This window comes from Dryocola sp. LX212, assembly GCA_041504365.1.
Taxonomy (GTDB): Bacteria; Pseudomonadota; Gammaproteobacteria; order Enterobacterales; family Enterobacteriaceae; genus Dryocola.
This window is the reverse complement of sequence record CP167917.1, coordinates 2,087,686-2,112,500: the sequence shown is the minus strand read 5'-3', so window position 1 is coordinate 2,112,500 and position 24,815 is coordinate 2,087,686. Positions and strand designations below refer to the sequence as shown.

Sequence of the window (24,815 nt, the reverse complement as noted above, 5' to 3'; positions counted from 1 at the left end):
AATGAATAGTTCAGTGCCGGAAGTCTAAAAGATGCGGGAAAGGGGCGGTTTGAGATAGCGCAATATTTATTGCATCAATGAAAAGGATCATCCCTGCAGCAGGCGAATCAGTAACGAACCGTTATACATTGCGTCTTTGACCAGCGCCGCCCCGGCCATGGTGCCGCGGTGGTTGTACTGGGTGCTTTCCACGACCATGTGCTGGCTGTATGCGGGTAGCGACTGCTGACGGATACAGCTGGTGATCGCCGGATGCAAAATGTCGGCCGCGCGGTTAAGGGGGGAACCAATAAGTATCACTTGAGGATTAAATAAATTAACCATCATGGCCAGGATGCGGCCAACGTTAATCCCCACGCCCAGAATAATATCTTTCGCCAATAGATCGCCCTGTAAGGCAGCATCACAAAGCGATTCGACGGTGAGCGGCTGGCCGTGCAACATCGAACCCATCGACTGGTTCATGCGCTGTTGGGCAAGCTCGAGGATGCTTTCAATGCTGGCAATTGTCTCGAGGCAGCCGTGGTTTCCGCAGTAGCAGCGCTTGCCGTACGGGTCGACCTGGGTATGGCCAATTTCGACCAGGCTGCTGCTTCCCGCGTGCAGCAAACGCCCATCGGTGATAACGCCCGCCCCGACGTTATGATCGATAACAACCTGAATCACATCGCGGGCGCCGCGTGAAGCGCCAAACAGCCCCTCCGCCATCGTCCACGCGCTGATATCATGCTGAATAAACACCGGTACGCCGGTGTGCTTCTCCAGCTCTTCGCCCAGCGGCATATCACAGACGTCATAAAACGGCATCCGATGGACGATACCTTTTACCGTGTCGATGATGCCCGGCAGCGTAATGGCGATAGCGGTTAAGCGTTCGAGCCTGTGCTGATGGCGGATGAAAAACTGGTCGACCTGGCTAATAACGCGGGAAAGCAGCGGATTCGGGTCATCCAGCGGCAGAGAAACGGTATCCTCAACGATAAGCTGGCTACTGAGATCGTGCAGGCCAAGGGAGATTTCGCCGCGGTTAATGCGCACGGACAGATAGTGCCAGGCTTCTGTTTCCACCATTAAGCCCACCGCCGGGCGGCCCCGGCTGCCGGGATCCTGAATTTCCGTCTCCTGCACCAGGTGGGCTTCGAGCATTTCACGGACTATTTTCGTAATGCTGGCGGGGGCCAGCTGCGCCAGACGGGAGAGATCGATGCGCGAAACAGGGCCGTGCCGATCGATGAGGCGGTAAACCGCCCCCGCATTCGTCTGCTTAATCTGATCGATGTGCCCCGGCTGGCTATCAGCAACCACGTCATGCTCCCTTTATTTTCGCGCTTCGAAATAAACTTTGGGCTATGGTGAAACACTTCAAGCAGAGGAGTCAAATATTTACGTAGGGTTGTGATTTGCCGCACATATTTGAGCTTATTACGGCGCAGAATTTCCTATATTTGCCTCGGTCAGCAGGGCGCTGATGCGAACGGCAGCGGCGCTAAGCTCGCGATGTTTTGGCCAGACCAACCACATTTCCGACTGCGCTTCCGGCTCGCGGATAGGCAACCAGACGACGTCGCTAAGGCGCACGCGTTTGAAGGAGGCTGGCAGAATCGACACGCCCAGCCCGGCGGAGACCAGCCCAATAATCGTCATCGCCTCGCCCACTTCCTGGGTGATGTAGGGGGTAATTTCGTTACGGTGTAACAAACCGATGATGTCGTCGTACAGCCCCGTCCCGACGTGGGCGTCAAAAAAGACGAACGGCTCAAGGGCCAGATCCTGCAATGAGATAGCGGCCGCCCCGGCAAGCGGATGGTCCCGGTGCACCATTGCCAGCAGCGGCTCACGCAGCACCAGCTTCCAGTCCAGCGTGTCCGGCAGGCGCGTGTTACGCATCAGCCCGAGCTCAAGCTCGCCATCGTTGAGCGGCGCTATTTGCTGACGGGTATTGATTTCGCGCATCTGAATATGCACGTCCGGGTAGCGCCTGCGGAAGGTCGACAGGCTATCTGATACGCCCTTAATAAACGGCGCTGAAGAGGTAAAGCCAATGCGCAGCTCCCCCGTCTCGCCGCTGTGCAGACGCCAGGCGCGAACCGCCGCCGCCTCCACCTGGCTCAAAATCTGCCTGGCATCGTTCAGATACTGGCTCCCTGCCGCCGTCAGGCTCACGCTGCGGTTGGTGCGCGCCAGCAGCCTTGCACCAATCTGCTGCTCAAGGATCTGAATCTGCTGGCTTAGCGGAGGCTGCGAGATGCGCAGGCGCGCGGCGGCCCGGCCAAAATGCAGTTCTTCCGCCACCGCCACGAAGTAGCGCAGGTGTCTTAATTCGATAGTCATATCTGATATGTATCAATTGAGATTATTAATATATTAGACAGAACATTTACATTTTTCTACTCTCAGTGGACAGACCGTAAAGCGTAGTAAGGATTGATTTTGAGCCGTACATCTACCGTCAGCACTGCCCCCACAGAGGACGTTGACGAACGCATTTCAGCCAGCCCCCCTCTTTATATTAAGCGTGGTACGCCGCAGTTTATGCGCGTAACCCTGGCGCTGTTTTCAGCCGGGCTTGCCACTTTTGCCCTGCTGTACTGCGTGCAGCCGATCCTGCCCGTCCTGTCGCAGGAGTTTGGCGTTACGCCTGCCAGCAGCAGTATTTCCCTCTCCATTTCTACCGGCCTGCTGGCCATCGGCCTGCTGTTTACCGGCCCCCTGTCCGATGCGATTGGCCGCAAACCGGTGATGGTCACCGCCCTGCTGCTGGCTTCCTGCTGCACACTGCTGTCGACCATGATGACCAGCTGGCACGGCATCCTGATTATGCGGGCGCTGATTGGCCTGTCGCTCAGCGGGGTAGCGGCGGTGGGCATGACTTATCTCAGCGAAGAGATCCACCCGAGCGTGGTGGCTTTCTCTATGGGGCTGTATATCAGCGGCAACTCTATCGGCGGCATGAGCGGACGCCTGCTGAGCGGCGTGATAACGGACTTCTTCAACTGGCGCATTGCCGTCGCCGCGATCGGCTGTTTTGCTCTGGCTTCGGCCCTTATGTTCTGGAAAATCCTTCCGGAATCACGGCACTTCCGCCCTTCTTCACTGCGCCCAAAAACGCTGTTTATTAATTTCCGTCTGCACTGGCGCGACCACGGGCTGCCGCTGTTGTTTGCCGAAGGCTTCCTGCTGATGGGCGCGTTCGTCACGCTCTTTAACTATATTGGCTACCGGCTGATGGAAGCGCCCTGGTTCCTGAGCCAGGCCGTGGTGGGCCTGCTGTCCGTGGCCTATCTGACCGGGACATGGAGCTCACCGAAAGCGGGCGCTATGACGGCGAAATTTGGGCGTGGCCCGGTGATGATTTTCTCGACCGGCATCATGCTGCTGGGGCTTGTCCTCACCGTTTTTTCTCCGCTGGTTGTGATATTCGGCGGTATGCTGCTGTTCTCCGCAGGCTTTTTTGCTGCCCACTCGGTCGCCAGCGGCTGGATTGGGCCACGCGCGAAACGCGCAAAAGGCCAGGCTTCCTCTCTTTACCTGTTCAGCTATTACCTGGGATCCAGCATCGCCGGTACACTCGGCGGCGTGTTCTGGCATCAGTTCGGCTGGAACGGCGTAGCGGGCTTTATCGGTGCGCTGCTGGTGATTGCCCTGCTAACCGGTTCCCGTTTGCACCATCGCGCACAGTAACTACCGTCGGGCCTCGTGTTTTTCAACGCTTTTTGCTATTTTTTGCAGCGTCGATAACACTCGCGAGGCCCTATGGAAAAGCAAAACTATAACCATCTCACCCGCACCTTCCGCCGCCTGTCCCGCTTTGGACATCTTTCCGCCATCGCTGGCTGGGATATGTTCACCAATATGCCGCCAAACGGCAGCACCGCCCGGGGTGAAGCTCTGGCAGAGCTGAGCGTTCTGCAACATCAGATCCTGACCGACAAGAAAACCGTTACTTTCCTGCAGGCCGCCGCTCAGGAAGATCTTAACGATGTTGAACGCGCTAACCTGCGTGAAATGACGCGTCAGTATCAGGAAGCGGTAGTGTTGCCGGACTCGTTGGTTGAAGAGAAATCGCTGGTCGGCACCCGCTGTGAACACGGCTGGCGTACGCAGCGCCCGGCCAACGACTGGCAGGGTTTTGCCGCCAATCTGAAAGAGGTTGTCCGCGTGAGCCGCGAAGAGGCAAGGCTGCGCGCTGAAGCCAAGGGGAAAACCCCTTACGATGCGTTGCTCGATCTCTACGAGCCGGGCATGACCAGTGAAAAGCTGGACGTGCTGTTTGGCGATCTGCGAGGGTGGCTGCCTGATCTGCTGCAAAAAGTGGTCGATAAACAGTCTCAACGTCCTGCCCTCGACCCCATCGGCCCTTTTGCCATCCAGACGCAGCGTGAGCTGGGCCTTGAAACCATGCAGATGCTGGGCTTCGATTTCAACGGGGGGCGTCTGGACGTCAGCGCGCACCCGTTCTGCGGCGGCGTACCGGAAGACGTCCGTATCACCACCCGCTATGACGAAAGCGATCTGATTACCTCGCTTTTTGGTGTTATCCATGAAACCGGTCACGCTCGTTATGAGCAGAATCTTCCACGCGAGTGGCTGGGGCAGCCGGTGGCGCTTGCCCGCTCAACCGCCATCCATGAGTCCCAGAGCCTGTTCTTTGAGATGCAGCTGGGCCGCAGCAAAGCGTTCCTTAACCTGCTGCTGCCGAAGATTATTGCGCGCTTCGGGAACCAGGCCGCCTTCGATAAGCAGAATTTCATCGCCGTGAACCAGCGTGTGGAACGCGGGTTTATTCGCGTGGATGCGGATGAGGTAAGCTACCCAGCGCACGTCGTTCTACGCTACGAAATTGAGCGTGCGCTGATTAATGGCGATATTGAGGTGGACGACATTCCGGCGCTGTGGGATGAGAAGATGCAGCACTGGCTGGGCCTGTCCACCAAAGACAACTACCGCAACGGCTGTATGCAGGACATCCACTGGACGGACGGCGCCTTCGGCTATTTCCCGTCTTATACCCTGGGCGCAATGTACGCCGCGCAGCTGTTCAGCGCCGCCAGCCTCGCCCTGCCGCAGCTCGACAACGACATTGCGCAGGGAAATTTCACTGCGCTGTTCGACTGGCTACGCCAGAATATCTGGCAGCACGGCAGCCGCTTCACCACCTCGCAGCTGATGACCAATGCGACGGGGGAAGACCTTAACCCGCAGTATTTCCGCAAACATTTAGAATCGCGCTATCTGTAAGGCCCGTCGCCGGGAGCCTCCGTTCCCGGCGTTTTAGCCCCCACATCCCCCTTTTGTACATTGCGTTACACGCCGAAACCAATCACTCACTGAAGGCACTGGGCCGCAGGCCTATAGTTCATCTCAACGGCCCCATAGTGGGGTTACACAAAAACCAAATTCGAGGATGTCGAGATGAATAAAGTATTAGCGCTGACCGTTGCTGCACTGATGGGTTTGTCTTCCGCCGCTTTCGCTGCTGAAACTACTGCCGCTCCAGCACCTGCTGCCACCGTCGCCGCACCGGCTAAAGCACCAGCAAAAACTACCCATCATAAAAAGCACAAAAAAGCAGCTACCGAGCAGAAAGCTCAGGCCGCTAAGAAACACAAAAAAGAAGTGAAGAAAACAGAAGCTACCGCCGCTAAACCAGAGCAGAAAGCTCAGGCTGCTAAAAAGCACCATAAAAAAGCGACTCACTCTGCAACCAAGCCAGCTGCACAGCCAGCAGCATAAGTTTGTCGGGTTGATCCCGCTAACGACGTCCCCCCATAGAAACACCCGGCCTGCCGGGTGTTTCTTTCTGGAGACCGGATGATGCTGCGGCGCTACGGTTTTGAAATCATCCTCTCGCTGCTGATTATCTGCGGCATCATTACCTTTAGTTTTTGGATTTAAGAGCGTAGCACGCTGTTTTTACTCCCACTTTCGGCGTTACCCGTCTATAGTTATCCCATTCGTCGGGTTTATACATAATCATAATTAATCGCCCCATTAGAGAGTGATATGCTAAGAAAAGTTGTGTTGCTACTGGGAGCTTTGTGTTTACTTCCTGCCCTCTCCCATGCTGATGATGACAGCGCTGCAGATGTTAAAACGCTATTTTATGGCCACGATGACCGCGTACACGTCTCTGATCCGGAAAACAGCCCCTGGGATGCTATTGGTCAGTTAGAAACCGCCAGCGGTAATCTCTGCACGGCCACCCTTATTTCCCCTCATCTGGCGTTGACCGCCGGGCACTGTCTGCTGCAGCCGCCTCGCGGCAAACCTGACCGCGCGGTGGCGCTGCGTTTCATCTCGAACAAAGGGAAATGGCGTTACGAAATTCATGATATTGAAGGCCGCGTGGAAAGCACCCTCGGCCGTCGGCTGAAGGCGGATGGCGATGGCTGGATTGTCCCGGCCGGGGCTGCGCCGCATGATTTTGGGCTGGTTATTTTGCATAATCCGCCTTCGGGCATTACCCCGCTGCCGCTCTTTGAAGGCGACCGCGATGCGCTGACGGTGGCGCTGAAAGCCAGCGGCAGACAGGTCACCCAGTCCGGCTATCCGGAAGATCATCTCGACGATCTTTATACCCATACCGGCTGCCTGATCACCGGCTGGGCGCAAAAAACGGTGCTTTCCCACCAGTGCGATACCCTGCCGGGCGACAGCGGCTCGCCTTTGATGCTGAAAACGGACAAGGGCTGGCAGCTGATTGCGGTGCAAAGCTCGGCACCCGCCGCGAAAGACCGCTACCGCGCTGATAACCGTGCCATTTCCGTCACCGGCTTCCGCGACCGTCTGGAACAGTTAGCTACTCAGTGATTCGCTGTCATTGCTAACCCGCAGCCTGCGGTCCCGCGGGCTGCGAAGCTCCCTCAGGCAAGCTTAATAATCACCATACCCGCCAGCAGAATAACCAGCCCCAGCCAGCCCTTCCAGTTCAGCCGCTGGCCGAACAGGATCCAGCCCGCGGCGACGGTGGCAACGATGCCGAAGCCCCCCCACAGGGCATAGGCCACGGAAAGCTCGATGCCCTTTACGGCCTGCGCCAGCGCGCTAAACGCAGCGAGGACGGAGAGCAAGGAAAGCAGGCCGTAACCCAGACGGCGGAAACCATCGGAATGCTTAAGGAAGATGTTTGCCGTTATCTCCAGCACGATGGCGATCAGCAGCCAGCCCGCGTGAATCCATTCAAACGATTGCATGATCCCCTCCACGTTTCGCTTTATCGTCACGCCTGGTTCTGGTGGTGGTGCCTGATTTAATTAATACGATCCCTACTACCAGCGTGGTCAGCCCGGTAATTTTAAGCAGTGAGACCGACTCATCAAACAGCAGAACGCTAAACAGGGTGATGAATAAAATACCTATCCCTTCCCACATGGCATACGCCACGCCCAGCGCAATGCGCTTGATGGAGAAGGACAGCAAAATATAAGAAAGGGTGATCATGCCCAGCATGAAAATATAACCGAGGTTACTGTCGTTCACGCTCGACCATTTCATCGACAAGGTGCCAATAATTTCAGTGGCGATTGCCAATCCTAATAAAATCCAGTAAATCATGATTTCTCTCCTGACAGAGAAAATAACGGTGCAGCAGCATGCAATATCGCCAACGGCGACAGGCAGGCTAAAAATAGATCGTCAAAAAGCCTTGCAGCGCAAGCGTTTTGCGTGCAGGAATGTGCAGGAGAGCGGGGCTACAGCGCGTTGCGCCAGTGTTGTTCGCCGGACAGGGGGAAAGCAGAAGAGAAGATAACGCGGTGGTGCATTAATAACGTTTTGAACAGCTTGTTCGCACACATAATGTCCATAGTTTTTACAACATATCCGCGGTGTTGCTTCTCATCGGTTGCGGATAGTAAATTGTCCTCGGTAGTTAAACACGCCGGATTTATACCATATTTAAGGATTATCCTGCCTTCCCTTTTCACTTCTTTACTTTGCAATAACGCAGAAAATAAATGTACCGCGGCTTGCCCTTCCCCGTATTATGTCTCTAAACTCGGATAAATTAATCGCCCGGACAGATACCGGAACGACATTTATCTCACAATGATGTGGAGAACCTCATTTCATGGCAAAACCCATTGTCACCCTCAGCGGATTAAAAATTGTCATCATGCTGGGGATGCTGGTCATCATCATGGCGGGGGTGAAGATCGCCGCCGATATGATCGTGCCTTTTATTCTGGCGATGTTTATCGCGGTGATCCTTAACCCGCTGATCCGCCGTCTGGAGCGTTTGCGGGTGCCGCGGGTGCTGGCGATTTCACTCGTTGTGATGACGATTGTCATGCTGATGGCGCTGCTGCTGGCCTATCTGGGAACGTCCCTTAACGAGCTGGCGCGGACCCTGCCGCAGTACCGGTCATCGCTGATTACGCCGCTGCAGGCAATCGAACCCTGGCTGCAGCGCGCGGGAATTACGGTGTCGGTGGATGAACTGGTGAAGTATATCGATCCGAATGCTGCCATGACGCTGGTCAGCTCGCTTATCACCCAGCTTTCAAACGCCATGACGTCTGTCTTCCTGCTGCTGCTTACCGTAGTGTTTATGCTGTTCGAAGTGCCTCAGCTGCCGCTAAAACTTCAGCAGCTTATGTCACGCCCCGCCGAAGGGATGGGGGCCATTCAGCGAGCGCTGGACAGCGTCAGCCAGTATCTGGTGCTGAAAACGGCCATCAGCCTGGTAACGGGGCTTATTGTGTGGGTAATGTTAGCCACGCTGGACGTGCGCTTTGCCTTTGTATGGGGGCTGCTGGCCTTTTCGCTCAACTATATTCCTAACATCGGCTCGGTGCTCGCGGCCATCCCACCCGTCGCACAGGTACTGGTATTTAGCGGTCTCTACGATGCGTTACTCGTGGTGGCCGGGTATCTGGCCATCAATCTGGTGTTCGGCAATATCATTGAACCGCGCATCATGGGGCGAGGACTGGGCCTGTCGACGCTGGTGGTTTTCTTGTCGCTGATATTCTGGGGGTGGCTGCTTGGCCCTGTGGGCATGCTGCTCTCCGTTCCGCTGACCATCGTAGTGAAAATTGGCCTCGAACAAAGCGAAGGCGGCAAAGGGATTGCCGTACTGCTGAGCGATATGTCGAAAGCGCAAAGTTAACTGCCGCAGGCAGCCAGCGTAGGCTTCAACGGCTCTTATTATTATTGAAGCGATTAAGTGCTATCTGGAACATCCTCTAACTTATACCTTCAGAGATGCTTTCGGGAGTTGGGGAAATCATAGCGTTGATGACCTGAGTTACGAAACACAATGCAGGCAAGAATGGTGACAAAAAGATCTGTCGAAAAATGAGGTGCAATTACCAACGTTGAGAATACGTTAATACCCGCACCTCATCCAGCCGTTACAGGCTGTAGCCCGGTTTTCTGGCTAAGTTTTCAAGCTCTGGCGCTATTTCAACGTCGTAGACCTCTGCCTTCCAGCGCTCCTGCTCTACCGGGATAAGCGCCACAGACAGCGACGCATCCTTAGAGCCAAAGTGCTTCTTCACCGTCTCGCAGAGATCGTCTGCCAGGGCTTTTTTCTGTTCTTCGTTCAGTTCACGCGGGAAATGCTTAACGGTAATATGCGGCACGGGTCTTCTCCATTGGGGTGTTAATTTGTCTTCTGCATCACAAGATTAAACGCAGCGGTGAAAGTAGCAAGCCCGATACCATGCTGCTTATCGTCAAGGCGCAGGCCGAGCTGGGTTTGCAGCGCGTTGTATACGGCAACGGCATCGGGCAGCGCTTGTTTCTGCCCCGCCGCGTTCAGCTGATTATTACTGAGCGTGACGGTCTGCCCCTCTTCCCCTTTCAGGCACAGCGTCAGATTATGCCTGAAGTGGGAGGCGGGCCATGTAGCAACATAGTGATTCGCCATTTCATAATCGGCAAAGTACTGCGGTTGCAGATCGAAGCGGTACAGCGGCAGCCAGTCACTCTCTTCTTTTACGCTCAGCAGATAATCGTCATCAGCAGGCGTAAGTCGATACACGCCGTGTGGCGTAACTTGTTCGCTGTTCAGCTCCAGCTTAATCGGCGCCGTCAGCGTTTTACCGCCAAACCCCACATCCGCCAGCCAGCGTTCCTCACCAAGCGTCACCAGCTGCAGGCGGTGGGTTCTGGGCGGCATCTCCTGCGGGCGCATAATCACCACCCGCGCGGCTAAGTCAGCAACCTGAAAGCCAATTTCGACAAGTGCCCGCCGCAGCAGGGCGTTTTGCTCGTAGCAGTAACCTCCCCGCCCGGCAGCGACCAGCTTCGCGTAAACGCTGTTGTCATCAAGCAGAATCTGGCGTCCCAGCAGCACGTCCAGATTTTCAAAGGGGATGGTGCAGGTGTGGCGCAGATGTATCTGCTGCAAAGTTGCTAAGTCCGGTGCGCAGCCGCCGCTAAAGCGGATACGCGCCAGATAGGCCTTGAGATTGAACGACATGGACAGGCTCCGCTGTGTTAATTGAGTTCACTATAGCGAAAATGCGGAGGGCCATATGATCGATGGTGCGATCGCTACAGTTCATTGCGGCTCAAAATTTCATGCAATTCTTCGCGTGCCCGCACAGCCTGGGCAACGGCGTAGAGTTTAGGTGTATTTTGTTCAAACCAACCCTGCCGGGGGCGCCAGCTAATCATTGCGGCGAGGTAAGTATCCAGTATCGAGATGTGGTCGCCGAATACGTACGGCCCGTGCCCAAGCTGCGACTCAAGCCACAGATACAGCTGCTGCCGGTAGCGATTGGTGCTGTCGCGAAGCTCTTCGGCACCACTCTGTGTCCAGCGGTCGGGGTAGTCGCCGTAGGTGAATGTGGGATAGACATTCGCCACCAACCAGATCAGGAGGTGATGAAAGCGCTGGCGTTCGGATGAACCTGCAGGCGGGGCCAGCTCAGGATGACTATCAAGCAGATTCAGCGCAATGGCCGCGGTTTCCGTCAGGATGCTGCCATCGTCGAGCTTTAGCGTCGGCACCTGGCCAAGCGGGTTCAGCTCAAGCAGAGCGTCACGCTGCGGCCCCGGCTCGTCAAACCCCTCAACGTTAATCCAGCGGTACTGCTCACCCGCCAGCACAAACATCATTTCAACAATCGCCGAGCCGCACCCCGGCGCACCATAGAGTTTCATCATAATGGACTCCTCTCCTGCGATGACTTTATAGACCTTAGCGCATATTTTTCCCGTGTGTGATCGCCCCCGGAAGAACCCATCATGATTCTTTACAGCCCGGCGTTTAAAAATCATAGTGGCCGACAACTTTGAGCGCATCGCAACCCAGGATATCCATCTATGATCGTCAAAACCGGCACCTGCGCCGCTTCTCTTGCCGCCGTTCTGGCCCGCCGCGACTGGGAAAATCCTGGCGTAACGCAGATAAACCAGCTTCCTGCGCACCCGCCCTTTAACAGCTGGCGAGCGTCTGACCACGCCCGTGACGATCGCCCCTCCGCTTCGTTACGCTCCCTCAACGGCCGCTGGCGATTCAGCTATTTCACCCGGCCCGAAGCGGTACCGGAAAGCTGGCTGGAGCAGGATTTACCTGACGCAGATGACGTTGCGGTGCCTTCTAACTGGCAGATGCTGGGCTACGACGCGCCGATATATACCAACGTCACCTACCCGATCCCGCTAAACCCACCTTATGTACCGCAGGAAAACCCAACCGGGTGTTATTCGCTGCTGTTTCAGGTTTACGATGAGTGGCTAAGCGAGGGGCAGACGCGCATCGTGTTCGACGGCGTGAACTCCGCGTTCCATCTGTGGTGCAACGGCTGCTGGGTGGGCTACGCGCAGGACAGCCGCCTGCCCGCTGAATTCGATCTCAGCGCTGTGCTTACCCCCGGTGAGAATCGCCTGGCCGTGATGGTGCTGCGCTGGAGCGATGGCTCATATCTGGAGGATCAGGATATGTGGCGAATGAGCGGCATCTTCCGCGACGTCACCCTGCTGCATAAACCGCAAACCCAGATTGGCGATCTGCGCGTCACCACGCATCTTTTTGACAGCTTCACCAGGGCCGAACTGGAAACGCTGGTGGTCGTGACCGGCCATGCAAAAGCAGAAACGCATATTAACGTCCAGCTCTGGCGGGCCGACCAGCTTATAGCTGAAAAGCAGCAGCCCTTAGGCAGCGATATTATTGACGAGCGCGGGGCCTATGCTGACCGGACAACAGTTCGTATTCCCGTCGAGCGGCCTGAGCTGTGGAGCGCTGAAGTCCCTAATCTTTACCGTGTCGTCGTTGAGCTGAAAGATAGCCAGGGCGCGCTGATTGAGGCCGAAGCCTGCGATGCGGGCTTCCGTCAGGTTGGAATCGACAACGGGCTGCTGAAGCTCAACGGCAAGCCGCTGCTGATCCGCGGTACCAACCGCCACGAGCACCACCCGGTAAACGGCCAGGTGATGGACATCGAGACCATGCGCCAGGATATCCTGCTGATGAAACGGCATAACTTTAACGCCGTGCGCTGCTCCCACTATCCCAACCACCCTCTCTGGTATCGTCTTTGCGACCGTTACGGCCTGTACGTGGTGGATGAGGCAAACATTGAAACGCACGGCATGGTGCCGATGAACCGTCTCAGCGACGACCCCGTCTGGCTTCCTGCGATGATCGAGCGCGTCACGCGCATGGTGCAGCGCGACCGCAATCACCCCTCTATCATCATCTGGTCGCTCGGCAACGAATCCGGGCACGGGGCAAATCACGATGCCCTTTATCGTTGGATTAAATCCAACGACCCGACCCGTCCGGTGCAGTATGAGGGCGGCGGCGCGGACACCGCGGCAACCGATATCATCTGCCCGATGTATGCGCGCGTGGACCAGGACCAGCCCTTCCCGGCGGTGCCAAAATGGTCAATCAAAAAATGGCCTGGCCTGCCCGGCGAAAGTCGTCCGCTGATTCTTTGCGAATACGCCCACGCCATGGGCAACAGCTTTGGCGGCTTCCACAAATACTGGGCCGCCTTCCGCCAGCATCCCAAATTACAGGGCGGCTTTGTCTGGGACTGGGTGGACCAGTCGCTGATCAAACTTGATGAAAACGGCCAGCCGTTCAGCGCCTACGGCGGTGACTTCGGCGACAAACCGAACGATCGCCAGTTCTGCATGAATGGTCTGGTGTTTGCCGATCGCACGCCACATCCAGCCCTGTACGAGGCCCAACACGCCCAGCAATACTTCCAGTTCAACCTGGTTCGTGAGCCGTCATTGAAGATTGAAATTACCAGCGAGTATCTGTTTCGTACGGCAGATAACGAACGCCTGATCTGGACGGTAAAACAATCCGGTGAAGTGCTGGCGCGCGGCGAAGCGCTGCTTGAAATTAAGCCGCTGGGTAAGCAAGTTGTCGCGCTGGAAAATATACCGGACATCGTCAGCAGCGGCGACGTATGGCTGACCGTGCGGGTTCAGCAAATCGCAGCCACGGGCTGGTCCGACGCGGGCCATATCTGCGCCTGGGACCAGTGGCCGCTACCGGGCATTTTGTCCGTACCGGAATCTGTCCCGCAGAACGAAGCGCCGCATCTGCAAACAACAGACGCTAATTTTGAGATCGTTCACCGCAATTACCGCTGGGCGTTCAGCCGCGAAAGCGGTCTGCTGACGCAGTGGTGGAAGGACGGGAAAGCCACGCTGCTTTCGCCGCTGCAGGATCAGTTTACCCGCGCGCCGCTGGACAACGACATTGGCGTCAGCGAAGTCACCCGCATCGACCCGAACGCATGGGTGGAGCGCTGGAAAGCCGCTGGCCACTACGTTCTGGAACCTGAGCTTGTAAATTTTGAGGCCTTTACCGCGGGTGATGAAATTCAGATACGTTCCGTTCACCGCTGGCAACTCGGCAATCGAACCCTGTTTATCAGCAGAAAAACCTACCGCATTGATGGTCAGGGCGAACTGCATATCAGCGTGGACGTGGAGATTGCCTGCGGTACCCCGCCGCCGGCCCGTATTGGGCTAAGCTGCCAGCTAGCGGAAGTCCAGCCGACGGTAAGCTGGCTGGGGCTTGGCCCCCACGAGAATTACCCGGATCGCAAGCAGTCGGCGCTGTTCGATAAATGGCGCCTACCGCTCGACGAGATGTACACGCCGTACGTGTTTCCAACCGAGAATGGCCTGCGCTGCAATACGCAATGCCTGGAGTATGGCGATAACGAATGGCGGGGTGACTTCCAGTTCAACATAAGCCGCTATAGCCAGCGGCAGTTGCGGGAGACCTCCCATCGCCATCTGTTAAAACCGGAGGCGGGAAGCTGGCTCAACATCGATGGTTTTCACATGGGCGTCGGCGGGGACGATTCGTGGAGCCCGAGCGTGTCGCCGGAGTATCTGCTGGATAAACAGCGGTACCATTACGCGTTAAGCTGGGTGAAACGTTAAAACCGCCGGTGGATGACGCTGCGCTTATCCACCCTACGACTCACAACCGTAGGCCGGATAAGCATCAGCGTCATCCGGCAAATCCATCCCGCAATTTCCCAGCCGTAGACCGGGTAAGCACCAGCGTCATCCGGCAAATCCATCCCGCAGTTCCCCAACCGTAGGCCCGATAAGCACCAGTGTCATCCGGCAAATCCATTCCACAGTTCCATAACCGTAGGCCGGATAAGCACCAGCGTCATCCGGAAGAATCAACCCCCCAGGCTTCCTGCATTGCATCCAATAACTGCGTTAACAACGGCTGCGCTATTTGCCCCGGTTTTGACAGCGTCACCATCGGATGCGACAGGCCTGAATCACCAAATTCCGTTTCGACCCGTTCAACGTCGGGCCAGTTTTCCGCCCGAAAATGGTCCGGCAGGAACGCCCAGCCGTCTCCCGCCCCAAGCAGCTTCTCCAGCATGGCGATTTCATTTACACGCACCGTACGGTCAGCAATCCGTAACCGCTGCGCTAACCAGTCCGGCATGGCCTGGAAAGGGATCAGCTGCGTACTGGAAGCAAGCTGCAAAATGGAGACAGGCATTGCGGGGAAGAATCCCTTCGCGGCGTACACCGCCAGCGAAATGCTGCCGGTCACCCGCCAGCGCAGCGTACCGTTTACAGAACGGTTCATCGCCTGGAACAGGCCGATGTCGGCCAGCCCCTCCTCCAGCCACTGCTCCGCCTGGCTACGCTCGCACATAATTAGCTCTGGCTGAATCTGTCTGCTTTGCAAAAGTCTGGTCAGGCGGTACAGGAAATCACGCGGGGTAAACGGGTCGTAACACAGGGTGATATGCGCGCTCATCTGCTGGGGGATCTGCCTCGCTATCTGGGCAAACGCCTGCGCCTCGTGCAAGAACAAGCGGGCCTGACGATAGAGCAGCTGCCCGGCTTCGGTGAGCGTCAGCGGACGCGTTGAGCGGTCAAACAGCGGATAGCCGAGATCAAGCTCCAGATAATCCACCAGCTCGCTGATGGTCGTGCGGTCTTTCTTCAGTTTACGCGCCGCCTGGGTCAGGGTGCCGCTTTCACAGACGCACGCAAAGGCTTCGATTTGCGCAAGGGTAAAGTTGAGCAGGCTCATGCATCCTTCCTGAAGGGAATTAGCGGGTTAACTGATAGCTCTCATCGAGCAGCCCGAGGATCTCTTCCTCTGGCACTTTATCCAGCAGCACGGTCACCCAATGCTCTTTGTTCATATGGTAAGCGGGCAAAACACCCGGCATCATGCGCAGCGAGCCAATCATTGCCGGCTGAACTTTAAGGTTCATCGCCTCAACCAGCCCTTCTCCTTCCAGTCCAAGCTTTTGCGGCTCTATGCGGTAGACCAGCGCAAACCATTTACGTTTGAATTTGTGCCGCAGCACCGCGTAGTCGCTTAACTTCTGCCAGGGGTAATCAGGCTCTACCTGATACTTTTCATAGACGGCGGCAAAGAGATTTTCTCGTTTCACAGGCTGCTTACTCACCAGGGACGTTGCGAAGAGAATGAACGTTAACACATCGCCAGCTGAGATTACGATTCTTAAGCAATAACAGTGACATCATGAATAGCAAAGCAGGTTTTGCGTTGCCGCTAATTTCCTGCCAGGATTCACCGCCGAAATTTGTCATGTCCGCGATCCACAAACCACAGGACAGGCAGTTTCAAGGGTTAACACATCGAGACAAACAGGACAATAATGAAAACAACGCATAAAACCGAGGCTGAGCATCGCGCTGCCAAGAGGCGCTGGCTTAACTCTCACGACGCCGGCTATCACAAAGCAATGGGCAATAGACAGGTGCAGATGATCGCCATCGGCGGCGCCATCGGTACGGGGTTGTTTCTTGGCGCGGGTGCCCGTCTTCAGATGGCAGGCCCGGCGTTGGCGCTGGTCTATCTGGTCTGCGGCATCTTCTCCTTCTTTATACTGCGCGCGCTGGGCGAACTGGTTCTGCATCGCCCTTCAAGCGGCAGCTTCGTCTCTTATGCCCGTGAGTTTCTCGGGGAGAAAGCCTCCTACGTGGCGGGCTGGATGTATTTTGTAAACTGGGCGATGACAGGGATCGTTGATATCACCGCCGTAGCGCTGTACATGCACTACTGGGGTGCGTTTGGCGACGTGCCGCAGTGGGTTTTTGCCCTGGGCGCGCTGGCAATTGTCGGCACCATGAACATGATTGGCGTGAAGTGGTTCGCCGAAATGGAGTTCTGGTTCGCGCTGATTAAGGTGCTGGCGATCGTGGCGTTTCTGGTGGTCGGGACCGTGTTCCTGGGCAGCGGAAAAATGCTCGACGGCAACGCCACCGGCTTCCACCTGATCACCGATAACGGCGGCTTCTTCCCGCATGGCCTGCTGCCCGCGCTGGTGCTGGTGCAGGGCGTCGTCTTCGCATTTGCCTCTATCGAGCTGGTGGGCACCGCGGCGGGAGAGTGTAAAGATCCGCAGAATATGGTGCCGAAAGCGATCAACAGCGTGATCTGGCGTATCGGCCTGTTCTACGTTGGCTCCGTAGTGCTGCTGGTTCTGCTGCTGCCGTGGAATGCTTATCAGGCGGGCCAGAGTCCGTTTGTGACCTTCTTCTCAAAGCTTGGCGTGCCTTATATTGGCGACATCATGAACATGGTGGTTCTTAGCGCGGCGCTCTCAAGCCTGAACTCCGGTCTTTACTCCACTGGCCGTATCCTGCGCTCCATGTCTATGGGCGGTTCGGCACCAAAGTTTATGTCTAAAATGAGCAAACAGCAGGTGCCGTACGCGGGGATTTTGGTCACACTGGGAATTTACGTGATTGGTGTGATACTCAACTATTACGTGCCTTCGCAGGTGTTTGAGATCGTGCTGAACGTGGCGTCGCTGGGGATTATTGCTTCCTGGGCATTTATCGTGGTCTGCCAGATGAAGCTGCGTCAGGCCATCAAACAGGGCAAGGCGGAGGACGTCAGCTTTAAGCTGCCGGGCGCACCGTTTACCTCATGGCTGACGCTGCTGTTCCTGCTGAGCGTGCTGGTGCTGATGGCGTTCGACTACCCGAACGGCACTTATACCATCGCGTCCATCCCGCTGATTGCCGTTATTCTGGTGCTTGGCTGGTTCGGCGCGCGCAAGCGCGTGCATGAGCTTGCACATCAGGTGCACGATCACCACGAAGAAACGCCAGCGGAAAAGCTGACGCCGGCTGACGATCTAAAAGGCTAATCGCCTCAGGGTGGGTACCGCCTGGTATCCACCTTTCCCTCCGTACTCCCTACCCTGACGAACATCACTGGTTTCGCTAATTAAATCTCTCCAGCTTCCCCCCAATAAAAACTTGCAGCGTCCTGATTGATTTAATAACAAATATCCGTGCAGTTTTATTAACGTCGCTATTATTTTATTTTTATTGTCAGCAGCCATTTTATGGACTAGCAAATAAAATCCACTTCAACCGCAACTGATATTTAATGATATTAACGTCATGACATTGTCAAGCTGACGTTTTATTTATCAACTTATGCCATCCTGCCGCTAACAGACTATTCTTAACAAGACCGCCATGTTTTATAGGCATGGCTCCCGTTGGGCTTTCTTCGCTATCACAAAAAACGTGGAGTTCACTATGACCGACCGTAACTTTGCTGATACCAGAACTTATGACCCTGAATTAATTCCGGTACAGGGAACCTTCCTGAAGCGTATCTCCTGGAGCGCTATTTTTGCCGGTGTGGTTATTTCTATGGTGATCTATCTACTTCTCATGGTGTTAGGTACCGCAGTGGGTACCACGACAATCGATCCGCTTAAGGAACAAAATCCGCTGGACGGGGTGGCGACCGGCGCGGCTATCTGGACCGGCGTAAGCATGCTCATTGCCATCGCCGCCGGGGGGTATCTCAGCGGCTATCTGGCACACCGCGACGGCTGCCTGCACGGCGTCATGATGTTTGGCGTTAACACGCTTATTTGCAGCGTTTTTCTTCTCGCTATAGCGAATTACGCCGTAACCGGAGCGGCTAACGTGCTGGGGGCTGGCGTGCAGACGCTGGGCAACGGCCTGTCGGCTGCTGCGCCTTCGGTAGCCAATATGGCTAAAGAAAAGCTCGATGAAAACAACATCAATCTTGATGATCTACAGAATCAGCTGATGACAACGTTAAGGCAAACGGGTAAACCTGAGCTGCAGCCGGAGGCGCTGCAACAGCAGGCGACTAATGAAGGGCAAAGAGCACAGGATCAGTTAGGCCAGGGGGAAGACATCACCAGTTTCGTGAAGGGTCTGGCTTCCCGTAACAGCAGCACCTTTGAGGCGGCTGATAAAGAAGCGCTGAAGAATATTATTATGGCGCGTACGGGCAAAAGCGATGCGGAAGCCCAGCAGATAGTTGATCAAACCGAAAAGAACTATCAGGCGGCACAGGCGAAATACGCCGAGCTGAAAAAGCAGGCTGAACAAAAAGCTCGTGAAGCAGGCGAAAAAGCGGCTGCGGCAACGGCGAAGGCCAGCTGGTTCACCTTCTTTATGCTGATCGTCGAAGCCGTTCTGGCGGGTGCTATGGGGATGCTTGGCTTCCGTGGCTATTCGCGCAGGGTCGTCACTCATCCACGCTCTTTATAACTGGTGCCGCATACGCAGATCAGACTTAGCCAGGATTTATCTTAAACCGTTAAGTCTTTCCGGTGAATGATGCAGTATCGTCTATAAATAAAAGGCTTTTTAGCAGGTGAAGCAAGGGATGCTTTACCTGCTTTATTCCGGAAATTTTCCGGCTCTCCCCCTGACCTGTAAATGATGATCAACCTTTGAGGATCGTTTTGAATGACTGATATGCATATGAACAACTCTGTTCATACTATTCCCACGCAGTTTTTATCAGAATCGGCACTGGTTAATGCGGTAAAACAAAGATTAGTTGCGGAAAAAGGCTTTGCCACGCCGCGCGATTTAAAAATGGTGATTACTCAGCAACTGGAAAGCGAAACGAATGAGATTCTGGCGGATATATATCGCCAGACGCTGGCATTTTTATTTAGCGGCAATAAAACGCAGTCCTGGGCAGGCGTAACGCAACGGTAATATCCTTTGAAGCCCGGTTAAATTTGCTGGTTCAGTAAATCCGGGCGCTCTCTCTAAAATTCTAAGCCGTATGGCTGTACATGGTATATCCCTGCTCCTGCCAGTGGTCCAGCTGCTCTTTCTGACGCGGCGACATTTTGGGTCCCGCCCACACAAAAATATGCTGTCCTGGGAACATTTCCGGTCGCGGCGAATCCAGCGGCTCGGCCAGCACGTCAATGTGCCACCCCTGCTGCGACAGCCGCCAGGCTTCGAGCCACAGGCGCGTGCGGTCTTCGGTGTCCCACCCGATTAGCAGCGCTTCTTTGCCAGCTTTTTTCAGGGATTCCGCAAGCGACAGCACGGCAAAGTTTATCAGCGCGCCATCCAGCAGGCTGCTCATCACGCGTGCGGTGTTCTGTTCCAGACAAAGCCGCTGGCGTACCGGGACAAATACCCGGTCAATCAGATCGTCAACGGGATAATCGCGCCCCAGCGTGGCGAGGTTTGCCCGCAGCCTGGCCGGACGCACCTGGCGCAGGATGCCCATCATCTCTTCCTGTAGCGATGTCCAGCTATCGTCTGAGGTGATTTTTTTGCCTTCCAGCAGCGCTTTAACTTTGCCAACAGGCACGCCGTTTTTCATCCAGCGTTTTATTTCCTCGATGCGCTGGATATCTTCCTCGTCAAACTGCCGGTGCCCGCCTTCGCTGCGCTGTGGCTTCAGTAAGCCATAGCGTCGCTGCCAGGCGCGAAGCGTGACGGGGTTGATTCCGCATCGTTCGGCGACGTCACCGATACTGTAATAGGCCATAAGCTCTCCCCTGCGCAAACCCGATACGTCAATCTTTAAACTAACCATTCCGGTTAAGTTGTACAAATTTTATTTACCTGTACAAGCAGAAAAAGACTGAATAATCAGATCATCTTACACCAAGTGAGCATAGCAAATGGAAGTGATTGAAAATACATGTACAGCCGTTTGTACTGTATCAGCTGGGGATATCAGGAGAGAGTTGCGGCCGGAACGAATGAAGTCATTCTCCGACCACCGTGCAAAGGCTTAGATGAAGGGGACTTTTTTTTCTGGCCACGCAATCGCCGGGATGCCCGCCAGGCAAGGCCGGGCAAACAAGTGCCCCTGAAACTGATAAACGCCTGCGGACTCTAGCCACATCCACTCTTCCGCCTTTTCAACGCCTACGGCAATGACCGTGATTTCCAGCGATGTACAGCACCGGATGATGGCCTGAATAATGGCCTGACGCGGACCGCTTTTGTGCACGTCGCGGATTAAATCGCGGTTGATTTTAATCTTATCCGGCTGAAACTGCGCCAGTAGCGACAGCCCGGCAAAGCCTTCGCCAAAGTGCTCAATGGCAACCCGAATACCCGCCGCTTTCAGCTGCCGTACCGCATCGGTGAAGGCATCAAGGCGGGAAATTATCTCGCGCTCGGTGAACTCCACAATAATCTGTTCCGGTACCAGGCCGTTAATTTCAATCTCCTGCAGCAGAAAGTTGACCGCACCAGGAATATTCACCAGCGTCATTGGCAGCAGGTTCACGGTCAGGGTCTGCTCCCGCAGATTTAATTTCCGGGCCATGGCAAAGGCAACTTTTTTGCAGTCCAGGTCCGCTTCATAACTCTCATTGCCCGTCAGCCCTGCAAACCACGCCTCCGGGGAACCACCATCAGGCGTACGGAGTAAAGCCTCCAGCGCCACAACTTCCCTGGCCAGAGGATCTACGATCGGCTGAAACGCGAAGTTGCACTCCGTCTTGCTATCCATCGTCACCGTCGCTGGCGGCAGGATGGCGTCGTCGGCGATAAATTCCCAGGAGCCAGCGGGCGGAATTTCAAAGTAGTTTTCTTTTTCGGTCGATTCCACGAACGTCCGGAAGAACTGCAGCGCGCGATCGTCATAAATTAACTGGTACTTCGACGTGCCTTTATCCAGCACCGTTTGCAGGACGTCCTCCCTGTCATGCTCTCTTAAATCAAAGAGTTCCATCCCGGATTTCCCAAAACGTCGCGAGGGGGCGTAGTCGCGCATCAGCTCCACAACGTTGTAGTGCCGGGTATCTTCGCAAATGTGCTTATAGATAGCTGAAACGCTTTCGTCCGGCCCCTCAAGCAGCTGGAAAAAGTGCGTGCCGTTGAACAGCAGAATGCCCGTGACGTCCGCCTCGCCGTTTCGGCAGCTGGCAGCGGAAACCATATCCTCGAGTGATTTAACCGAGACGTTTTCGCAAATATGGCTGCGATAAAGGATTGTTGTGAGCATGAAGTTTCCGAAAGGGGTAAGCGTTAAGCTGTTCACATTAGCAGATTGTTGCCGTTTCGTCTCGAAAGTACACGTAAAATTAACAGGGAATTTACATAAGTTAAGCCTTTCGGCTCAGCAACTTAGCGCCAGACACAGCTTCGACTTTTCAGTTTTACCACAGATGTACAATATTACCGGTGCGTTACATTGCCCACCACCCTATAACTATATGTATTATAACGATTAGCACTTTTTGATCAAAAAACTTTAATTTTTTTGTACAGCTTTTATGTACAGCTTTGCAAAATGTGTATAGTTTAAATGTAACTTTTTGATGACCTAAATTTTACAGGAGCGAAAAATGCGCCAGAACAGTTACCTACCGGACACTGCCAACGATATCGCCCAGTACTTTAACAAAGCTGGCATGCCTTCTCAGCAGGAGACGCTGGGGCAAATCGTGGTGGAGATCCTGGGAGACGGCCGTAACCTGAACCGAAAAACGCTGTGTACTAAACTGCTCTCCCGCCTCGAGCATGCATCCGGGCCGGAAGAAGAGAGCCATTATCACGCGCTGATTGGCCTGCTGTTCGAGCGCGAGGTATAAGACCACCAGCAACGCTTTACCCGTTTATTTTTGTCAACTCTGGCAGAGGTAAGTTCACGATTTCACTTCTGGCTGCCAGTCTCCGGCGGACCTGTTCCATCGGAAAGTTGGCTTCTTGCTGCGCTTCCGGTGCTGGATAGTGTGGCCATCAGAGACGTAGTTATGAAAAGTAGTGAATTTGATCGACAGGCAGATGAACTTATTGGTGAAGCGGTTTTGGCCCTTCTGAAGGGCAAGGGGGCGATTAACACGCAAACCCTGGTAGCAAAACTGCGCGCCATGGAGGCTGGAGAAACCGACGTTCAGCGCCGTGAGGCCATCGTGCGTGTGATTAATGATGTAACAACGATGGCAACGAAACGCCGCCGTCTCAAGCATAAGTTAAGCGAAAGAGATCAAAGTAATAGTGAAATGCCCGGTTCGTTTTTCCGCGACGGGCAGCCGCAGGGCAAAGACAACATCCACTGACTTACAAAGGTCACTAACAATCAACTTACGGTGAAACGACATGATACAGGCTACGCAACAGCAATCCGATATCTATAAAGCCCTGTCAAACACGGCTATGTCAGAATATTTTCGTTGTGCTGGCGACCTGCTGGCCGAAGAGTCTGCCCTGTTGGGTTCCGCGATTAGCAATATTCTCGCTTCGGAAGGCCATGTTACGAACAAAGCGATCATTTTGTGGCTGGTGAATGCTCTGGAATGTACCGACGATGTTGTCACGGCTGACGTCATTCGTAAAACGCTGGAAATCGTTGTTGGTTACACAATGGACGACATCTGAACATAACGTTTGATGCTATCCATGGATGGATAATATTCCCCCCTCTGAAATTATTTCACATCCTGCTGACCTCTCCCCAAATCTCTAACGCTTTGTAGTGGCACAGAATAAACATGCCATTTACGCAAAATCGGCACTTCAACATTTTTGAAAACATAATATATTTACGACACCATAAGAAAACAATATTACTTTTCTGTTTTATTGCTATTCCGTTGGCGTTATTTTTATTTGCAGAAGGTTCTTTTATTTGTATAGTCACGGTGAGAAAATTAACAACTTATGCTCTCATAAAAACTCAGACCAATAATTTACTTTACATTAATCACTTTAGATAGATATCACCCCCTGCATATACAATATATTTCTTGTGCTGATACGCACATGACAACATTCGTTGTATTAATTATATTTCTATGAGGGCGTTATGAAAACTGCAACAGAAAGTGAAGTTTTTCTCAGAGCACTCGGTCCACTAGAAAGTTATGCATGGTTAATCGACCCAGTTAGCCCAAAACATTTCACGGTTACCGCCGAGATCGCCGGTAATACAACTATAGATGCCTGGACCGCAGCCCTGTATGCTGTCCAGTCGCGTCATCCATTAATTAACGTGCGCGTGAAGGCTGACAATGGATGGCCCCTGCATTTTGTTGCAGATTCCTCGGCCAAAATTCCATTACGCGTTGTCAGACTTGATAATACAACTGATATAGAACACGAAATTAAGCGGGAATTCTCCGCCCCGTTTGGTACAGGCGATTTGCCTTTACTCAGAGCAGCGCTGCTTTACAGCGATACGCGTTGCATTCTTATCATGACCTCACACCATTCTATTGCTGACGGCCTTTCTCTGACCCATTTTATTCGGGACGTACTGTCAGTCCTGACGGATGAAGTGCTGGAAGCTCTTCCGCTGCGGCTGGCCGTTGAAGATATTTGCACTAACGCTCAAACACCCGTTGCTGACATTAGCATGCCAGCAGGAAGACCAACGTCAGTGCCCTATACTGAACGCAGCCTGGCAAAACTAAACATCGTCAGAAGACGGCTTTCCGCAGAGCTTTCTGTCGGTATCCGCCTGCGAGCCAGAAGAGAAAACACCACCGTGCATGGTGCGCTGGCAGCCGCCTTTGCGCAGGCTTATTCTCGCTATTTTATCGATTCAAACAACCCTGTGCGTATTTGTACTCCCATTGATGCACGCAAGTTTTTCGATTTAGATTACGGGATGAGCTTTTCAGTACTTTTCCCAACCTATAGCTATGAGGCCTGCGCCACTAAAGCATTCTGGAACCTTGCCCGAGCGGTGACAGGCGATCTGCAGCCTGTCCGAACCCGATCGGGCATGGCCACATTTATTCATCATTTTCAGAGCTTTATGAATAATCCTGAAATAAATGCGTTAATTAATTTTGATAAGCAAAGCTGCGCTCCGGATATTTTAATCTCTAACCTTGGCGCGCTCCCTTTTCCCTGTAATTTCGGCGAGTTAACCTTAGAAGCGGTTTGGGGACCGAATGTTTTGATTGGTACAGAGGGGGAGCAAACCATCGGCGTTTCCACATTGCATGATGCCATACATCTTATACACACCAGCTACCAGCCATTACCTGAATTTTTAAAAACGGCTGAGGGGATTTTAACCTCGGCGTTAAATGACGCGTGACAAAGCTAATAGAACGCATCGCTTATTGATATTTAAAATTCGAACATCTGAT

The 24,815-nt window shown here is 54.2% G+C and carries 25 protein-coding genes; 13 read left to right on the top strand and 12 right to left on the bottom strand.

Annotated elements, in window-relative coordinates:
* Nucleotides 1–87: 87 nt before the first annotated feature.
* Together mlc and ACA108_10125 are read right to left on the bottom strand one after the other, a co-directional pair.
* A complete protein-coding gene (mlc, locus tag ACA108_10130; GenBank protein ID XEX97823.1) occupies nt 88–1,305 on the bottom strand; it encodes a sugar metabolism global transcriptional regulator Mlc in 1,218 nt (405 codons plus the stop codon).
* A 117-nt stretch (nt 1,306–1,422) separates the two neighbouring features.
* Nucleotides 1,423–2,331, bottom strand: a complete 909-nt coding sequence (locus ACA108_10125; protein XEX97822.1) for a LysR family transcriptional regulator — start codon at nt 2,329–2,331, stop codon at nt 1,423–1,425.
* Nucleotides 2,332–2,430: 99 nt separating this feature from the next.
* Here ACA108_10125 and ACA108_10120 point away from each other — a divergent pair, with 99 nt between their 5' ends.
* The 4 genes from ACA108_10120 to ACA108_10105 all read left to right on the top strand — a co-directional run bounded on the left by ACA108_10120 (nt 2,431) and on the right by ACA108_10105 (nt 6,810).
* Nucleotides 2,431–3,681, top strand: coding sequence for an MFS transporter (locus tag ACA108_10120; protein ID XEX97821.1), 1,251 nt, complete (start codon nt 2,431–2,433; stop codon nt 3,679–3,681).
* A gap of 72 nt (nt 3,682–3,753) precedes the next feature.
* Nucleotides 3,754–5,238 carry a carboxypeptidase M32 gene (locus ACA108_10115; protein XEX97820.1) on the top strand — a complete coding sequence of 495 codons (1,485 nt, stop codon included), beginning with the start codon at nt 3,754–3,756 and terminating at the stop codon, nt 5,236–5,238.
* Nucleotides 5,239–5,412: 174 nt separating this feature from the next.
* Nucleotides 5,413–5,733, top strand: a complete 321-nt coding sequence (gene asr / locus ACA108_10110; GenBank protein XEX97819.1) for an acid resistance repetitive basic protein Asr — start codon at nt 5,413–5,415, stop codon at nt 5,731–5,733.
* 270 nt (nt 5,734–6,003) lie between these two features.
* Nucleotides 6,004–6,810 (top strand): serine protease, encoded by an 807-nt coding sequence (locus tag ACA108_10105; protein ID XEX97818.1) that lies wholly within the window; start codon nt 6,004–6,006, stop codon nt 6,808–6,810.
* Nucleotides 6,811–6,863: 53 nt separating this feature from the next.
* Here ACA108_10105 and mdtI read toward each other — a convergent pair whose 3' ends face one another.
* Both mdtI and mdtJ read right to left on the bottom strand, forming a co-directional pair.
* Nucleotides 6,864–7,193: a multidrug/spermidine efflux SMR transporter subunit MdtI gene (mdtI, locus tag ACA108_10100; protein XEX97817.1), complete on the bottom strand. Its 330-nt coding sequence runs from the start codon at nt 7,191–7,193 to the stop codon at nt 6,864–6,866.
* Nucleotides 7,180–7,557: a multidrug/spermidine efflux SMR transporter subunit MdtJ gene (mdtJ, locus tag ACA108_10095; protein XEX98071.1), complete on the bottom strand. Its 378-nt coding sequence runs from the start codon at nt 7,555–7,557 to the stop codon at nt 7,180–7,182. The genes mdtI and mdtJ overlap by 14 nt, the downstream gene beginning before the upstream one ends.
* 511 nt (nt 7,558–8,068) lie before the next feature.
* Between mdtJ and ACA108_10090 the strand changes: the two genes are divergently transcribed.
* Complete coding sequence (locus ACA108_10090; GenBank protein ID XEX97816.1) at nt 8,069–9,109, top strand: AI-2E family transporter; 1,041 nt, start codon at nt 8,069–8,071, stop codon at nt 9,107–9,109.
* A 244-nt stretch (nt 9,110–9,353) separates the two neighbouring features.
* On the opposite strand, the gene pptA is transcribed toward ACA108_10090, so the two are convergent.
* The 3 genes from pptA to ACA108_10075 all read right to left on the bottom strand — a co-directional run bounded on the left by pptA (nt 9,354) and on the right by ACA108_10075 (nt 11,115).
* On the bottom strand, nt 9,354–9,584 hold the full coding sequence (gene pptA / locus ACA108_10085; protein ID XEX97815.1) for a tautomerase PptA: 231 nt from the start codon (nt 9,582–9,584) through the stop codon (nt 9,354–9,356).
* Nucleotides 9,585–9,604: 20 nt separating this feature from the next.
* Nucleotides 9,605–10,426 (bottom strand): arylamine N-acetyltransferase, encoded by an 822-nt coding sequence (locus tag ACA108_10080; GenBank protein XEX97814.1) that lies wholly within the window; start codon nt 10,424–10,426, stop codon nt 9,605–9,607.
* A 74-nt stretch (nt 10,427–10,500) separates the two neighbouring features.
* The gene (locus ACA108_10075; protein XEX97813.1) at nt 10,501–11,115 is read right to left on the bottom strand and encodes a glutathione S-transferase family protein; all 615 of its coding nucleotides are present in this window, start codon (nt 11,113–11,115) and stop codon (nt 10,501–10,503) included.
* 159 nt (nt 11,116–11,274) lie between these two features.
* Between ACA108_10075 and ACA108_10070 the strand changes: the two genes are divergently transcribed.
* A complete protein-coding gene (locus tag ACA108_10070; GenBank protein ID XEX97812.1) occupies nt 11,275–14,370 on the top strand; it encodes a beta-galactosidase in 3,096 nt (1,031 codons plus the stop codon).
* On the opposite strand, the gene ACA108_10065 is transcribed toward ACA108_10070, so the two are convergent.
* From ACA108_10065 to ACA108_10055, 3 genes are all read right to left on the bottom strand, one after another.
* On the bottom strand, nt 14,367–14,513 hold the full coding sequence (locus ACA108_10065; protein XEX97811.1) for a hypothetical protein: 147 nt from the start codon (nt 14,511–14,513) through the stop codon (nt 14,367–14,369). The genes ACA108_10070 and ACA108_10065 overlap by 4 nt on opposite strands.
* Nucleotides 14,514–14,608: 95 nt before the next feature.
* Nucleotides 14,609–15,499 carry a LysR family transcriptional regulator gene (locus ACA108_10060; protein XEX97810.1) on the bottom strand — a complete coding sequence of 297 codons (891 nt, stop codon included), beginning with the start codon at nt 15,497–15,499 and terminating at the stop codon, nt 14,609–14,611.
* 19 nt (nt 15,500–15,518) lie between these two features.
* Nucleotides 15,519–15,869 carry an MmcQ/YjbR family DNA-binding protein gene (locus ACA108_10055; GenBank protein XEX97809.1) on the bottom strand — a complete coding sequence of 117 codons (351 nt, stop codon included), beginning with the start codon at nt 15,867–15,869 and terminating at the stop codon, nt 15,519–15,521.
* Nucleotides 15,870–16,097: 228 nt separating this feature from the next.
* Here ACA108_10055 and ansP point away from each other — a divergent pair, with 228 nt between their 5' ends.
* The 3 genes from ansP to ACA108_10040 all read left to right on the top strand — a co-directional run bounded on the left by ansP (nt 16,098) and on the right by ACA108_10040 (nt 19,452).
* On the top strand, nt 16,098–17,597 hold the full coding sequence (gene ansP / locus ACA108_10050; protein XEX97808.1) for an L-asparagine permease: 1,500 nt from the start codon (nt 16,098–16,100) through the stop codon (nt 17,595–17,597).
* Nucleotides 17,598–17,997: 400 nt separating this feature from the next.
* Nucleotides 17,998–18,993 (top strand): hypothetical protein, encoded by a 996-nt coding sequence (locus ACA108_10045; protein ID XEX97807.1) that lies wholly within the window; start codon nt 17,998–18,000, stop codon nt 18,991–18,993.
* A gap of 201 nt (nt 18,994–19,194) precedes the next feature.
* Complete coding sequence (locus ACA108_10040; GenBank protein XEX97806.1) at nt 19,195–19,452, top strand: biofilm-dependent modulation protein; 258 nt, start codon at nt 19,195–19,197, stop codon at nt 19,450–19,452.
* 61 nt (nt 19,453–19,513) lie between these two features.
* Here ACA108_10040 and ACA108_10035 read toward each other — a convergent pair whose 3' ends face one another.
* Both ACA108_10035 and ACA108_10030 read right to left on the bottom strand, forming a co-directional pair.
* Nucleotides 19,514–20,245: a MerR family transcriptional regulator gene (locus ACA108_10035; GenBank protein ID XEX97805.1), complete on the bottom strand. Its 732-nt coding sequence runs from the start codon at nt 20,243–20,245 to the stop codon at nt 19,514–19,516.
* Nucleotides 20,246–20,494: 249 nt separating this feature from the next.
* Nucleotides 20,495–21,718 (bottom strand): diguanylate phosphodiesterase, encoded by a 1,224-nt coding sequence (locus tag ACA108_10030; GenBank protein XEX97804.1) that lies wholly within the window; start codon nt 21,716–21,718, stop codon nt 20,495–20,497.
* Nucleotides 21,719–22,061: 343 nt separating this feature from the next.
* Between ACA108_10030 and ycgZ the strand changes: the two genes are divergently transcribed.
* The 4 genes from ycgZ to ACA108_10010 all read left to right on the top strand — a co-directional run bounded on the left by ycgZ (nt 22,062) and on the right by ACA108_10010 (nt 24,763).
* Nucleotides 22,062–22,307, top strand: coding sequence for a regulatory protein YcgZ (ycgZ, locus tag ACA108_10025; GenBank protein XEX97803.1), 246 nt, complete (start codon nt 22,062–22,064; stop codon nt 22,305–22,307).
* Between the two features lie 162 nt (nt 22,308–22,469).
* A complete protein-coding gene (locus ACA108_10020; GenBank protein XEX97802.1) occupies nt 22,470–22,775 on the top strand; it encodes a hypothetical protein in 306 nt (101 codons plus the stop codon).
* Nucleotides 22,776–22,815: 40 nt separating this feature from the next.
* Complete coding sequence (locus ACA108_10015; GenBank protein ID XEX97801.1) at nt 22,816–23,094, top strand: biofilm/acid-resistance regulator YmgB/AriR; 279 nt, start codon at nt 22,816–22,818, stop codon at nt 23,092–23,094.
* A 427-nt stretch (nt 23,095–23,521) separates the two neighbouring features.
* Nucleotides 23,522–24,763 (top strand): condensation domain-containing protein, encoded by a 1,242-nt coding sequence (locus ACA108_10010; GenBank protein ID XEX97800.1) that lies wholly within the window; start codon nt 23,522–23,524, stop codon nt 24,761–24,763.
* Nucleotides 24,764–24,815: the final 52 nt, after the last annotated feature.